Origin of the sequence: Micromonospora sp. NPDC049203, from assembly GCF_043197215.1 — a bacterium.
Taxonomy (GTDB): domain Bacteria; phylum Actinomycetota; class Actinomycetes; order Mycobacteriales; family Micromonosporaceae; genus Micromonospora.
Map to the genome: position 1 here is coordinate 182,210 of NZ_JBICSV010000007.1, position 13,514 is coordinate 195,723.

Below are 13,514 nucleotides of genomic sequence, written 5' to 3' on the forward strand. Positions count from 1 at the left end.
GTGGGTGACGTCAGGGGCGCGGACGGGTGTCCCTCAGAGCGGGTCGAGCGTGGTGAGGCGCTGGGTCGCCCGGGACAGCGCCACGTAGAGCGTGCGTACCCCCGAACCGGGGTCGGCCCGGATCTCACTCGGCGCCACCAGCACCACGCCGTCGTACTCCATGCCCTTCGCCTGGAGGCTGGTGACCACCTGGAGCCGGCTCGCGCCGAGCGCGCCCAGCCAGCCGGCCACCTCGTCCCGGCGCGGCACCGGCGTGATCACACCAACGGTGCCCTCCACCTGCGCGAGCAGCGCCTCGGCCGCCTCGACGGTGGCCGCCGGCAGGTCGGCGGCGGGCACCGTGCGCTCGACCGGCGGCACGCCGGTGGACCGCACCGCGTCGGGCAGCGGCAGGTCCGGGTAGAGCCGGCGGATCTCCGCCGCCGCCACCGCGAAGATCTCCGCCGAGTTGCGGTAGTTGGTGGTCAGCTCGTAGCGGTGTCGCTTGCGTCGGCCCAGCGCCTGGTCCCGGGCGCGGTCCAGCTCCTGCGGGTCGCCGGTCCAGGCGGTCTGCGCCGGATCGCCGACCACCGTCCAGGACGCCAGCCGCCCGCGCCGCCCGACCATCCGCCACTGCATCGGCGAGACGTCCTGCGACTCGTCCACCACCACGTGCGCGTAGTCGCGGTAGTCGGCCGGACGCTCCCGGGCCGCCGCGCGGGCGGCACGCTGCCGGTCGGCGTACGTGCTCAGCTCGCGCACGCCACCGGCGAGCTGGTACGGGTCGCGCCTGGGCCGGGCCCGCTGCACGGGCTTGCCGAGCAGCGCGTCCAGCTCGTCGAGCAGCGCGATGTCCGCCACGGTCAGCCCGTCGGTCCCGAGCGTGCGGTACGCCTGCCCGAGCAGCCGGATCTCGGCCGAGGAGAGGATCCCCCCGGCGTAGCGGCGCAGCCGGTCCGGGCGGGCCAGCCAGTCCAGCACGTGCCGCGGGTGCAGCCGCGGCCACCACGCCTTGAGGAACTCGCGGAACTCCGGCCGCTCGATGATCTCGTCCTCGAACGCCGGCTGCTCCGGCAGCCGGCCCACCCGCAGCGTGCGGGCCTGCGCGTAGAGCGCGGCGAGCACCGCGTCGAACGCCGCCCGGCGCACCTCGTTGCGGCGGGCGCCCCGGGCCAGCGTCCGGTCCCGGACCGCGTCCAGCGCGGCGCGCTCCAGGCGCAGCAGCTCGCCCCGGTAGAGCAGGCGCAGCTCGGCCGGGGAGTCCGGCACCGCGTCGCGGACCGCGCGTTCCAGCACCCGGCGCATCCGCAGCGAACCCTTCACCGCCGCCACGTCCGGCGGGTCGGCGCGGGACGCGGACAGGCCGGGGAACAGCGAGCCGAGCGAGTGCAGCGTGGCCGTCTCCTCGCCCAGCGAGGGCAGCACCGAGGCGATGTACTCGACGAACACGCCGGACGGGCCGACCACGAGGATGCCGCCGCCGGCGTACCGGGCCCGGTCGGAGTAGAGCAGGTACGCGGCCCGGTGCAGCGCCACCGCCGTCTTGCCGGTGCCCGGGCCGCCGGAGACGATCGTGACGCCGTTGCCGGGGGAGCGGATCGCCTCGTCCTGCTCCCGCTGGATGGTGGCGACGATGTCCCGCATGCCCCGGCCGGTGGCCCGGGACAGCGTGGCCAGCAGGGCCCCGTCACCGACCACCGCCATGTCCGGCGGCGCGGCCTCCGGATCCAGCAGGTCGTCCTCGATCCGGGTGACCTTCTCGGAGGCGGACTGGATCGTGCGCCGGCGCACCACGCCGCGCGGCTCGGCGGGCGTGGCCTGGTAGAACGCGGCGGCGGCGGGCGCCCGCCAGTCCACCACCAGCGTCTCCGCGTCCACGCCCCGCACGCCCAGGCGGCCGACGTGCAGCACCTGCCCGGTCCGCAGGTCCAGCCGGCCGAACACCAGACCCTCGTGCTCGGCGTCCAGCACGTGCCGGCGCTGGGCGGCGTGGAAGACCATCGCGTCCCGCTCGACCAGCGCGCCGAAGTTGCCGACCCGGGCCAGCAGGTAGCCCTCCCGCTCGGCGTCGGCCGCAGACCGGCGCAGTTCGGCCAGCCGGGCGTACACCCGGTCGAGGTGACGCTGCTCGGCGGCGATCTCCCGGTCCAGCGTGGTCTGGTCGGTCAACGCGGATGCTCCTGTGTTCGGAGGGCACGACGGGCTGAATGAGGGTACGGGCCGCCGGCAACCGGCACACCGGGGCATGCCGCGCACGTGGCGTACGTCGGTGCCGCCCGCGTGCGGGGACGCTCAGCGGCGGACCGCCGGGCGGTCGGCCAGTACCCGGTCCAGCACGCCGGCCAGAGCGGCGTTGACCTTCTCGGGGCGCTCCATCATCAACATGTGCCCGGCACCCGGGCAGACGGTCAGCTCCGTGGTGGGCAGCGCCGCCGCGATCGACTCGGCGCAGGGCGGCGGGGTGAGCCGGTCCCGGTCGCCGACCAGCGCGGCGGCCGGCAGCCCGCCGAGCGCGGCGAGCGTCTCCAGCCGGTGCTGGGCGCCGATCGAGGCGCGGAAACCGCCGATCGAGCGCAGCGTGGCCCGGGCCACCGCCGAGGTGACCAGCCGGATGTCCGCCGGGTCGCAGCGGTCGCCGAACAGCATCCAGCGGATGCTCGGGCGCAGCGCGCGCAGCAGCGCGTGCGGGGGCCGCCAGCCGCCGCAGCGGGCCAGCACCCCGGCGCCTGTCGTCTCGGCCAGGCGGATCAGCCGGGTGATCCGGGGGGAGAGGCCGTACGCGGTGTGCGTGTGCCCCTCGGCGGTGGTGGAGACGAAGACCAGCCCGGCGGTACGCGCGGCGAACCGGTCGGGGTGCCGGTGGGCGTACTCCATCACCGTCATCCCGCCCATCGAGTGCCCGACCAGGACGATCGGACCGGCCGGGACGATCTCGTCGATCACCGCGGCGAGGTCGTCGCCGAGCTGGGCGAGGGTGGCGTCGCGCAGCGCCAGGCAGCTCGACCGGCCGTGGCCGCGCGCGTCGTAGGTGACCACGCGGACCCGGCCGCCGAAGCGTTCCCGCAGCTCGGCGACCTGGCGGTGCCAGCTGCGCCCGTCGAGCGTCCAGCCGTGCAGCAGCACGGCGGTGACGTCGGCGTCGACCGGCCCGGTGACGGACACGTGCAGCCGTACGTCGTCGGGGAGCCGCAGTTCCAGGTCCGGCATCGTCCACCTCCCGGGCCCGCCGATGTGTGTCCACCGGATGACCCGGCGGTGACACCGGCGTTACCCGCCATGAGACCACGGCAACCGGTCCGGAGAGAAGATTCCCGTCCGGCCCCACGTCGTCGGATCGGTGACCAGGCTGGAGACATGCCGACCACCAGTCCGCGTGCCGCGCTGGCCGAGCTGCTCGCCGGCAACCGCCGCTTCGTCAGCGGGCAGCCGGTGCACGGGCACGACGTCACCGCCGCCGCGGCGGTGGCCTCCGGCGACCAGCAGCCGTACGCGGTGGTGCTGGGCTGTATCGACTCCCGGGTTCCGTTGGAGGCGATCTTCGACCAGACGTTCGGTTCGATCTGCGTGATCCGTACCGGCGGGCACGTGCTGGACCGGGCCGTCCGCGGCTCGATCGAGTACGTGGTGGAGCAACTGGGCGTACGCCTGGTGATGGTGCTGGGCCACGAGCGCTGCGGCGCGGTCGGCTCGACCGTCGAGGCGCTGCGCGCCGGGCGGCGACCCGGCGGGGACCTGGCGTACGTGGTGGACCGGATCGCCCCGGCGGTGACCGACGTCGGGGTGGACGACCCGGACGCGCACCCGCTGGCCATCCGCCGCCACGTCCGGCGCACCGTGGCCGCGTTGCGCCGCGACGACCGGCTCGCCGGTCCGGTGGAGGCCGGTGAGCTGGCGGTGGAGGGCGCCCTCTACGACCTGGCCACGGGCGAGGTGGCGCTGCTGCCGCAGGAGCAGACGCGAAACCGCCCGCCGGGTGATCCCGGCGGGCGGTAGCGGTGGTGCGGGTGAGGGTGCTCAGCCCTCGAAGACACCGGCCTCGACCAGGCGCTTCTCGGTGGCGTCCCAGCCGTGGTCCGGGTAGGACGCGGCCAGGCCGTTGATCTCGGCGCGGATCTTGGCGGCGTGGCCGGCGGCGGCCAGCACGCGGATCTCCTCGACGAAGGCGTCGGAGTCGGTGCGCAGGTGCGCGGTCTTGCCGTTGGTCAGGTTGCGCACGTAGGCGTGCTTGCCGCCGTTGAGCGGGATCAGGTACTTGAACTCGCCCAGCACGCTGAGGGCGCCACCCTGGCCAGCCTGGCCGGCCCGGACTGACGCGCGCGCGGTCTTAGAGGTGTTGCTCGCCACGGAGGTACTCCTTGCAGACGTACGGTGGGGACGGAAGCCGTCCGGGGGCTGTGCGGATGACGCCCGGATGAGCGCCGGCCCGCGAAGATGTACGGCGGCACAGAACCGCCCAGAGAACTGTACACGACCACGACACCTGGCTGGTGATCGCGGCGTCAGAGGGCACAACCAGGTCCGCCGCCCGGGTATTTCCCGCCCCCGGGGTCCGGCGAATTTTCCGATTCGCTGGCGCACCACCAGTCACAACAGTCATCATGTGTGCCAGGGACCGCTCGGCAGGACGAGGTCGTAGGGGAAGACGCACCTCGGCTCACCGGGAGGTCACCGTGCCAACGCGTGGCGTCGTATACGTCCACTCGACCCCGCTCGCCGTGTGCTCGCACGTCGAGTGGGCGATCGCGCGCGTCCTCGCCGCGCCGGTCAACCTGCACTGGACGGCGCAGCCCGTCGATCCGGGCGCCCGTCGCGCCGAGTGCGGCTGGACCGGCAGCCCGGGGACCGGCGCGGAGCTGGCCGCTGCCCTCCGGCAGTGGCCCATGATCCGTTTCGAGGTCACCGAGGAACCCAGTCCCGGCGTCGACGGCGAGCGCTTCATGTACGTGCCGGGTCGGGGCCTGTTCCGGGCCGCTGTCGGCGCGGCCGGCGACATCCAGCTCGGCGAGGACCGGCTGCGCAGCCTGATGGCCGCCGCGCGCGGCCCGGAGGCGCTGGCCCACGCCCTGGACAAGGCGCTCGGCACCGCCTGGGACGCCGAGCTGGAGCCCTACCGGTACGCCGGTGACGGTGCGCCGGTCACGCTGCTCACCCGGGTCGGGTGACGAAGGTCGAGTTGCCCCGATACGGTGGGCCGCGTGTCGATTTCCTCGCGGCGCTCCGCCGTCGCGCTCGCCGCACTGACCGCGCTGCTCGTCTCCGGGTGCTCGGACGGGCCGGACCGGCCCCGGCCCGCGCCGTCGAGCCCGGCGCCGTCGTCGGCCGCGCCGGCGCCGAGTGACCCGCCGACCGCCGACCCGGCCGCCCGGGCCGCCGCGCTCGTCCGCACGCTGAGCGACGAGGACCTGGTCGGGCAGGTGCTGATGCCGTACGCGTACGGCAGCTCGGCCACCGAGGTCTCAGCCGGTTCGGCGGCCGGAAACCGGGCGCTGGCCGGTGTCGACACCCCCGCCGAGATGGTGGCCAAGTACCGGCTCGGCGGGGTGATCCTGGTCGGCTTCAGCGCCGACGACCCGACCTCGGGCAACCAGGCCACCACGAACGTGGACAACCCCAAGCAGGTCCGGGCGCTCACCGACGGGCTCCGCGCCGCCGCCGGCAAGCTTCCCGCCGGCTCCGCGCCCTTCCTGATCGGCACCGACCAGGAGTACGGCGTGGTCACCCGTATCACCGACGGGGTGACGCTGCTGCCCAGCCCGCTCGCCGCCGGCGCCGCCGGGAACCCGGCGCTGACCGAGGCCGCGTGGCGGGCCGCCGGGGCCGAGCTGGCCGCGATGGGCATCAACCTCGACTTCGCCCCGGTCGCCGACGTGCTGGCGACCCGCAGCACGGTGATCGGCTCCCGCTCCTTCGGCGCCGACCCGGCGACCGCCTCGCCGCAGGTGGCGGGCGCGGTACGCGGCCTGCAGGCCGAGGGCGTCGGCGCGGTCGTCAAGCACTTCCCCGGGCACGGCCTGAGTGCCGACGACTCACACACCGAACTACCAGTGATCAAGCAGTCCCGCGCCGAGCTGGACCGCCTCGCGTTCCCGCCCTTCCGGGCCGGGATCGGCGCCGGCACGATGGCGGTCATGTCGGCCCACCTGGACGTCAGGGCCGTCGACCCGGGCACTGCCGCCACGTTCTCCCGCAAGCTGCTCACCGACGTGCTGCGCGACCAGCTCGGCTTCCAGGGCGTGGTGATCACCGACGGGATGAACATGGCCCCGGCGAAGAAGTGGTCCCCGGGCGAGGCGGCCGTACGCGCGCTCAACGCCGGCAACGACCTCATCCTGATGACCCCGAACGTCAAGCAGGCGTACGACGGGCTGCGCGCCGCGCTCAAGGACGGCTCGCTGCCCCGGGCCCGCCTGGTCGAGGCGGTCACCCGGGTGCTGACCATGAAGTTCCGGCTGGCCGGGCGGGACACGCCCGCGCTGTCCACGCTGGGCGGCGCCGCCCACCACAAGGCCGCCGACGCCCTGGCCACCGCCGCGGTGACGGTGCTGCGCGGAAAGTGCGGCGGCGCGGTGAACGGACCGGTGAGCGTCACGTCCTCCGGCGGCCGGGAGCGCACCCGCAAGCTGCTGACCGACGCGCTCACCGCGGCCGGGGTCAAGGTGGTGCCCTCCGGCGGCACCGTGGTGCACCTGGTCGGGTACGGCGACGGCGCGAAGGACCTGCGCGCGGACGCCGCCGTGACGGTGGCGATGGACACGCCGTACGTGCTGTCCGGGGCGAAGTCGCCGACGCTGATGGCCACCTACTCGTCCACCCGCGCCTCGATGACCGGGCTCGCCGCGGTGCTCGCCGGCAAGGCCCGCCCGGCCGGCCGCTCCCCGGTGCCCGTCTCCGGCCTGCCCGCCACCACCTGCCGTACCTGACCGCCGCCGTAACTCGGGTGCGGCCCGGGGCGGCCGGCTGGCAGGGTGGCGCGAATGGGAGAGGCAGCACACGGTTTCCGCTACGTCGAGCGCGCCGACGGCACGGTGGTCATCACGCATCACGGCCGGGTCGCCGGCACGCTTCGCGGTGGCCGGGCCGCGCAGTTCCTGGCCGAGGTCGGCGACGATCCGCAGCTGACCATGGCCCGGTGGACCGGCAACTACCGGCACGGCAACGAGCGGACCGCCCGGCAGCACCCCCGCAACCGCCGCTGAGGTGTAAGGAAGGGCCCCCTCTTAACGCCTGCGGTAGAGGAAGGGCCCCTTCTTAACAGGCGACTGTTAAGAAGGGGCCCTTCCTTACATCCGATCAGGGGCGGGTGAAGACCAGCGCCACGTTGTGCCCGCCGAAGCCGAACGCGTTGTTCAGCGCCGCCGGGATCTCCATGTGACGCGGCTTGTGCGCGGCCACGTCCAGGGTCAGGCCCTGGTCCGGGTCGTCCAGGTTGATCGTCGGCGGGATCACGCCGTCCCGGATGGCCAGGATGGTGGCGATCGACTCCAGCGCGCCGGCCGCGCCGAGCAGATGCCCGGTCATCGACTTGGTGGCGGTGAGCACCGGGTGGTCGCCGATCGCCTGGCGCAGCGCGCCGATCTCCAGCATGTCGCCGACCGGGGTGGAGGTGGCGTGCGCGTTGACGTGCACGATGTCGGTACGGGCCACGTCCGCGTCGGCGACCGCCCGGGCGATGGCCCGGATGGCGCCCTCACCCTCGGCGTGCGGCTGCACGATGTCGTACGCGTCCGAGGTGATCCCCGCGCCGGCCAGGCGCGCGTACACCCGGGCACCCCGGGCGGCGGCGTGCTCGGCCCGCTCCAGGATCACCACGCCCGCGCCCTCACCGAGCACGAAGCCGTCGCGGCCCGAGTCCCACGGCCGGGACGCCCGCTCCGGCTCGTCGTTGCGGGTCGACATGGCCCGCATCGAGCTGAAGCCGGCGATCGGCAGCGGGTGGATGACCGCCTCGGTGCCGCCGGCCACCACCACGTCGGCCCGGCCGGCGCGGATGATGTCCAGCCCCAGCGCGATCGCCTCCGCGCCGGTGGCGCAGGCGCTGGCCACCGTGTGCACGCCGGCCTTGGCGCCCAGTTCCAGACCGACCCAGGCGGCCGGACCGTTGGGCATCAGCATCGGGATGGTGTGCGGGGAGACCCGCCGCGGTCCGGACGCCTCCAGGATGTCGTCCTGGGCGAGCAGGGTGGTGGCGCCACCGATGCCGGAGCCCACGCTCACCGCCAGCCGCTCCGGGTCCGGCGCGGCGTCGGTCAGGCCGGCGTCGGCCCACGCCTGCCGGGCGGCGATGATGGCGATCGCCTCCGAGCGGTCCAGCCGGCGCAGCTTCACCCGGTCGAGCACCTCGGACGGGTCGACCGCCAGCTCGGCGGCGATCCGGACGGGCAGTTGCGCCGCCCACTCCTGGGTGAGCGCACTCACCCCGGAGCGGCCGGCCAGCATGGCGTCCCAGGTCGACGCGACGTCCCCGCCGAGCGGGGTCGTCGCGCCGAGCCCGGTGACGACGACGTCGGGGCGACTCATGGTCAGGACTGCGCCTCGATGTAGCTGACCGCGTCCCCGACGGTCTTGAGGTTCTGCACCTCGTTGTCCGGGATCTTGACGCCGAACTTCTCCTCGGCCGCCACCACGACCTCGACCATGGAGAGCGAGTCGACGTCGAGGTCGTCGGTGAAGGACTTCCCCTCGGCCACGTCGTCCGGGTTCACCCCGGCAACCTCTTCGAGGATCTCGGCGAGGCCGGCGGTGATCTCGTCACGGGTCATTACGGTTGGTTCCTCTCATCGGGGGTTACCGGTGGCCGGCGTCGCCGGCCACACGCCTCGGCGCGTTCGCGCCCGAGGGGGTCTCAGGGGCAGCGCACGACCTGACCGGCGTAGGTCAGACCGCCACCGAAGCCGAACAGCAGCACCGGGGCGCCCGAGGGCACCTCGCGCCGCTCGACCAGCTTCGACAGGGCGAGCGGGATGCTCGCCGCCGACGTGTTGCCGGACTCGACGATGTCCTTGGCGACGATCGCGTTCGGGATGTTCAGCCGCTTGGTGATGCCGTCGATGATCCGGGCGTTGGCCTGGTGCGGTACGAACGCGGCCAGCTCCGACGGGTCCACCCCGGCGCGCTCGCACGCCTGCAGCGCGAGCGGGGCCAGCGCGGTGGTGGCCCAGCGGAACACCGACTGCCCCTCCTGGGCGATGTACGGCTGCCAGCCCTCGATCCGTACCGCGTCGCTCTTCTCCGGCGCGGAACCCCAGACCACCGGCCCGATACCGGACGGCTCGTCGTCGGCGGTCGCGGTGACCACCGCCGCCCCGGCGCCGTCGGCGAAGATGATGCAGGTCGAGCGGTCGGTCCAGTCGGTGAGGTCGGAGAGCTTCTCCGCGCCGACCACGATCGCGTTACGCGCCGCGCCGGCCCGGATCGCGTGGTCCACCGTGCCCAGCGCGTACGCGAAGCCGGAGCAGGCGGTGTTGAGGTCGTACGCCGCCGGTGCGCTGATGCCCAGCTTGGCCGCGACCCGGCAGGCCACGTTCGGGCTGCGGTCCGCCGACGAGCAGGTCGCCACCACGACCAGGTCGATGTCGGCGGCGGTCAGGCCGGCGTTGGCGAGCGCCTTGCCGGCGGCGGAGGCGGCCATGTCGGCCACCGTCTCGTCGCCCGCGATCCGCCGGGTGGCGATGCCGACCCGGTCCCGGATCCACTCGTCGCTGGTGTCGACCATCTGTGCGATCTCGTCGTTCGTGACGACGCGGGAGGGCTGGTAGTGCCCCATCGCGACGATCCGGCTGCCGGCCATTTACTGCGTTCCTCCGATGCGGACGAGGGGCTGGCCCGGGGCGACCGGGTCGTCGTGGTGCGCGAGCCACTCGGTGAGCAGCCCGTTGTCGTGCGCGGTCACCTCGGCCGGCCCGTGCGGTCCGGCGACGTGGCCGAGGACCTGGCCGGCGCTCACCTCGGCGCCCTCGGCCGGCCCGGCCGACCGGTCGAGGCGGCCCGCGGCGGGGGAGACCACCACCCGGAACCACGGCGCGGGCGGGCGGGCGGCGGGGCCGGCGTGCCGGGCGATCAGCCGCCGTGCGGCGGGCAGGTCGGCCGGGGTGTTCAGGGTGACGATCTCGGGCGCGCCCTCGCCCTTGAGTTCCCGCTTGACCAGCCCGGCCAGCGTGCCGGCCGGCGGCAGTTCGATCACGCCGGTGACGCCGAGGTCGGCCAGCGTACGCATGCACAGGTCCCAGCGGACCGGGGCGGTGACCTGCCGGACCAGCCGCCGCATCGTTTCCGGGCCGTGCCCGACCGCCGCGCCGTCGAGGTTGGACAGCAGGATCCGGGCCGGGGCGGTGGCCGGGACACCGGCGGCCACCGCGGCGAGGGCGGTCTCGGCCGGTGCCATGTACGGCGTGTGGAACGCGCCCGCCACCTGGAGCCGGATGACGCGGGTCCGGGCGGGCGGCTCGGCGGCGAGCTTGTCCAGGCCGTCGAGCGGACCGGCGGCCACGATCTGACCGGCGCCGTTGCGGTTGGCCGGGTGCAGCCCGTGTGCCGTGAGCGCGGCGAGCACCTCCTCCGGGTCGCCGCCGAGCACGGCGGCCATCCCGGTCGGCTCCAGCGCGCAGGCGGCGGCCATCTCCCGGCCGCGTACGCCGGCGAGCGTCACGGCGGCCTCGGCCGGCAGCACCCCGGCCAGCGCGGCGGCGCCCAGCTCACCGACGCTGTGCCCGGCGACCAGCCCGACGTCGTGCATCGGCAGGTGCTCGGCGGCGAGCAGCGCGGCGGCGACCAGCAGCGGCTGGGTACGGGCGGTGTCCTTGATCTCGTCCGCGTCCGCCTGGGTGCCCAGGTGGATCAGATCCACCCCGGCCAGCGCCGACCACCAGCGCAGACGCGCCTCGGCGCCGGGAAGGTCGAGCCACGGCGCGAGGAAACCGGGCTTCTGCGAGCCCTGTCCAGGGGAGAGTACGGCGAGCACGTGTACGACTTTGACGGATCGCGGCGTGCCGCGCTGTAACGTACGGCACGAAACCGCACTAGAACCTTTGGAGGAAACCTACAAAGATCGTCGGATGTCATCGCCGATCGGAGGCCGTCGGCGCCACCGGGTCGAGCCGGCCCACCGTCACCGCGACCTGCAACGCGAACGCGTCGCGCGGGGCCAGCGGCGAGAAGCCGGTCACCTCGGCGATCCGCTTCAGCCGGTAGCGCACGGTGTTCGGGTGCACGAACAGAGCCCGCGCCGCGCTCTCCAGCGTGCCGCCGGCGGCGAAGAACGCGTCCAGCGTCTCCAGCAGCTCACCGCCGGAGCGGGCCAGTGCCGCGTACACGTCGTGGCGCAACCGGCGGCGGGCCTCGGTGTCCCCGGCCAGCGCGCGCTCCGGGAGCAGCTCGTCGGCGGCGACCGGGCAGGGCGCGGTCGGCCAGGCCGGCGCGGCCCGGAACCCGGCCAGCGCGGCCCGCGCCGACTCGGTGGCCTCGTCCAGGCTGGGCACCGCCGGGCCGACCACCACCGGCCCGTCCCCGAAGGCGGTACGCAGCTTCTCCGTGGCCGCCACCGGATCGGCCGCCCCGCCCAGCACGATCACCAGGCGGTCGCCGTGCACACCGCCGATCACCTCGACGCCGATCCGCCGGGCCTGCCGGTAGACGGTGTGCAGCACGGCGGCCACCTCGCCGCCGGGGGAGCGGCCCACCGCCACCGCCACCGGCGGCGCGTCCGTCCAGCCCAGCGCGGCGGCCCGGCTGGCCAGCACGTCGGGGGAGTCACCGCGCAGCAGCGCGTCGACCAGCAGCGCCTGCAACCGGGCGTCCCAGGAGCCGCGGCTCTCGGCGGCCCGGGCGTACACCCGCGCGGCGGCGAACGCGATCTCCCGGGAGAAGCGCAGCACCGCCTCCCGCAGTGACTGCTCCTCGCCCGGCACGGCCAGGTCCGACACCTGCTCCTCGACCACGTCGATGGTCACCTTGATCAGCGCCACGGTCTGCTGGAGGCTGATCGTGCGGGCCAGCGCCTGCGGCGCGGCGGCGAAGACCTCGTCCGACACCTCCTGGGTGCGGTCGGTCGCGCCGCCGCCCTGGCGCAGCCACTGCACCAGCGAGCGCACACCGGCCTGGGCGACGAGCATGACCCACGAGCGCTGGTCGGCCGGCAACTCCCGGAACCACGGCAGCGTCTCGTCCATCCGGGCCACGCTGGCGGTGGCCAGCCCGCCCGCCGCCCGTTCGATGCGGCGCAGCGTCGCCGACGTCTCCGTTCCGCCCGGTTCGCTCACCGCCCCAGCCTGACACGGCGTGACCAGCTGTTGCACGTCGAGGTGACGGGCCCGGGGCGGCGTGACGAGCCGCACCGGTACGCGCTGACGATCTTGTTCGGCCGGGCCAGTACGGTGTCAGGGCACGGCGGGCCAGACTCCGGCCGGGCAGGCGAGGGCGACGCGTGAGGGAGGCCGGGATGGCGCAGGGGGAGGCCGAGCACGGTTGCGCCCAGGGGGAGGCCTGCCGGCGGGGCCACGACCAGCCGGCGACTGCCATGCACCAGCGCCGGCCGTGCCTGCACCACCAGGGCGAGCAGCCGGCCGGCCGGTCGCCGGAACGCGGCGACGACGAGCCGGGCGTGCCCCGGCAGCGGGCGGCGGAGCCGGTGCACCTGGCCGACGACGGACCTGCCGACCCGAGTTGCCGCAGCGAGTTGGCGGGCTGGGCGGGCGCCCACCGGCACGGCGCGGTACGCCCGCGTAACCGCACGATCCGCCGCGAGCGTCCGCCGCGCCGCTGGTGCTGACGCGGCACCGACTGGGCTGATCCGGCTCCGGCCGGGTCGGGCGAGGCCCGGTCCGGCCTCAGCGGGTGCGGCGGCGGACCAGCAGCGCGATGCCGGCCAGCCCGGCGGTGATCACCAGCACGACGCCCACGTTGAGCAGCAGCAGCCGCTGGAGTTCGCCGAGCGCGGTGTCGAGGTCCTGCACCGGGTCGAGCGCCTCCTCCGGCAGTACCCGCTCCCCGCCGCCGCCGACGCCGCCGGCGAGCGTGTCGAACTGCGCCGGCATCGGCACACCGACCGAGCGCAGCGTCTCGGGCATGTTGAGCCGCCCGAAGAACCAGCCGGCCCGGGTGCTGCTCGAATCCGGCTGCTTGCCCGGCCGGTAGATCCGCGGACCGCCCTTTGCCAGCGGGAACAGGTCGTAGGTGCGCTGCGGGCCGGCGGCGGCGAGCACCAGCACCGTGTATTTCGGACCGAGGTCCTTGGCGGCCGGGCCGCGCAGCTGACCGGTCGTGCCCAGCCACTTGACCTGGTCGATCACCAGGTTGACCTCGTTGGGGCTGACGTCGGTGCGCAGTTTCAGCGGCGCGTCGAGCCGTTCGCCGGTGATGTCCACGCCGGTCGGGGCGGCCGGCTTGGGCTTGGGCGCGGCCTGGGCCGCCGCCGTGCCGGCCAGGGCCAGCGAGCACGCCAGAGCCGCCACGCTCCCGGTCACGGCGACCAGCAGCCGTTTCACCCTTCGGATCATCGCCGCCTCCTCGCCCCGTTCGATGGCTGGCTTCCGCTGCGGGTC

14 protein-coding genes are annotated in these 13,514 nt (G+C 74.8%); 5 read left to right on the plus strand and 9 right to left on the minus strand.

From position 1 onward, the window contains the following. Nucleotides 1–33: 33 nt before the first annotated feature. Both ACGFIA_RS20540 and ACGFIA_RS20545 read right to left on the minus strand, forming a co-directional pair. Entirely contained in the window at nt 34–2,148 is a 2,115-nt protein-coding gene (locus ACGFIA_RS20540) for an AAA family ATPase (protein WP_357390339.1), read from the minus strand. A gap of 123 nt (nt 2,149–2,271) precedes the next feature. Continuing rightward, nucleotides 2,272–3,186 (minus strand): alpha/beta hydrolase, encoded by a 915-nt coding sequence (locus ACGFIA_RS20545; protein WP_357390337.1) that lies wholly within the window; start codon nt 3,184–3,186, stop codon nt 2,272–2,274. Between the two features lie 147 nt (nt 3,187–3,333). Here ACGFIA_RS20545 and ACGFIA_RS20550 point away from each other — a divergent pair, with 147 nt between their 5' ends. Next, entirely contained in the window at nt 3,334–3,972 is a 639-nt protein-coding gene (locus ACGFIA_RS20550) for a carbonic anhydrase (RefSeq protein WP_357390335.1), read from the plus strand. 21 nt (nt 3,973–3,993) lie between these two features. Here the strand turns inward: ACGFIA_RS20550 and ACGFIA_RS20555 are convergent, their stop codons facing one another. After that, the gene (locus ACGFIA_RS20555) at nt 3,994–4,323 is read right to left on the minus strand and encodes a hypothetical protein (protein ID WP_013287842.1); all 330 of its coding nucleotides are present in this window, start codon (nt 4,321–4,323) and stop codon (nt 3,994–3,996) included. Nucleotides 4,324–4,649: 326 nt separating this feature from the next. Here ACGFIA_RS20555 and ACGFIA_RS20560 point away from each other — a divergent pair, with 326 nt between their 5' ends. The 3 genes from ACGFIA_RS20560 to ACGFIA_RS20570 are packed head-to-tail and all read left to right on the plus strand — an operon-like array spanning nt 4,650 to nt 7,175. After that, nucleotides 4,650–5,141, plus strand: coding sequence for a DUF3145 domain-containing protein (locus tag ACGFIA_RS20560; protein ID WP_135241468.1), 492 nt, complete (start codon nt 4,650–4,652; stop codon nt 5,139–5,141). Nucleotides 5,142–5,174: 33 nt separating this feature from the next. Continuing rightward, nucleotides 5,175–6,899 (plus strand): glycoside hydrolase family 3 protein, encoded by a 1,725-nt coding sequence (locus ACGFIA_RS20565; protein ID WP_357390333.1) that lies wholly within the window; start codon nt 5,175–5,177, stop codon nt 6,897–6,899. Nucleotides 6,900–6,953: 54 nt separating this feature from the next. Then, nucleotides 6,954–7,175: a hypothetical protein gene (locus tag ACGFIA_RS20570; RefSeq protein WP_357390331.1), complete on the plus strand. Its 222-nt coding sequence runs from the start codon at nt 6,954–6,956 to the stop codon at nt 7,173–7,175. Nucleotides 7,176–7,269: 94 nt separating this feature from the next. Here ACGFIA_RS20570 and fabF read toward each other — a convergent pair whose 3' ends face one another. From fabF to ACGFIA_RS20595, 5 genes are all read right to left on the minus strand, one after another. After that, a complete protein-coding gene (gene fabF / locus ACGFIA_RS20575; protein WP_357390329.1) occupies nt 7,270–8,496 on the minus strand; it encodes a beta-ketoacyl-ACP synthase II in 1,227 nt (408 codons plus the stop codon). Between the two features lie 2 nt (nt 8,497–8,498). Beyond that, on the minus strand, nt 8,499–8,738 hold the full coding sequence (locus tag ACGFIA_RS20580; protein WP_007072348.1) for an acyl carrier protein: 240 nt from the start codon (nt 8,736–8,738) through the stop codon (nt 8,499–8,501). An 83-nt stretch (nt 8,739–8,821) separates the two neighbouring features. After that, nucleotides 8,822–9,766, minus strand: a complete 945-nt coding sequence (locus ACGFIA_RS20585) for a beta-ketoacyl-ACP synthase III (RefSeq protein WP_357390327.1) — start codon at nt 9,764–9,766, stop codon at nt 8,822–8,824. Beyond that, nucleotides 9,767–10,936 carry an acyltransferase domain-containing protein gene (locus ACGFIA_RS20590; RefSeq protein ID WP_357390325.1) on the minus strand — a complete coding sequence of 390 codons (1,170 nt, stop codon included), beginning with the start codon at nt 10,934–10,936 and terminating at the stop codon, nt 9,767–9,769. It abuts the gene before it with no gap. Between the two features lie 97 nt (nt 10,937–11,033). Next, entirely contained in the window at nt 11,034–12,308 is a 1,275-nt protein-coding gene (locus tag ACGFIA_RS20595) for a helix-turn-helix domain-containing protein (protein WP_357390323.1), read from the minus strand. Between the two features lie 104 nt (nt 12,309–12,412). On the opposite strand from ACGFIA_RS20595, the gene ACGFIA_RS20600 reads away from it, so the two are divergent. Further along, nucleotides 12,413–12,742 carry a hypothetical protein gene (locus ACGFIA_RS20600; protein ID WP_357390321.1) on the plus strand — a complete coding sequence of 110 codons (330 nt, stop codon included), beginning with the start codon at nt 12,413–12,415 and terminating at the stop codon, nt 12,740–12,742. 58 nt (nt 12,743–12,800) lie between these two features. On the opposite strand, the gene ACGFIA_RS20605 is transcribed toward ACGFIA_RS20600, so the two are convergent. Next, nucleotides 12,801–13,469 carry a hypothetical protein gene (locus ACGFIA_RS20605; protein ID WP_357390319.1) on the minus strand — a complete coding sequence of 223 codons (669 nt, stop codon included), beginning with the start codon at nt 13,467–13,469 and terminating at the stop codon, nt 12,801–12,803. Nucleotides 13,470–13,514: the final 45 nt, after the last annotated feature.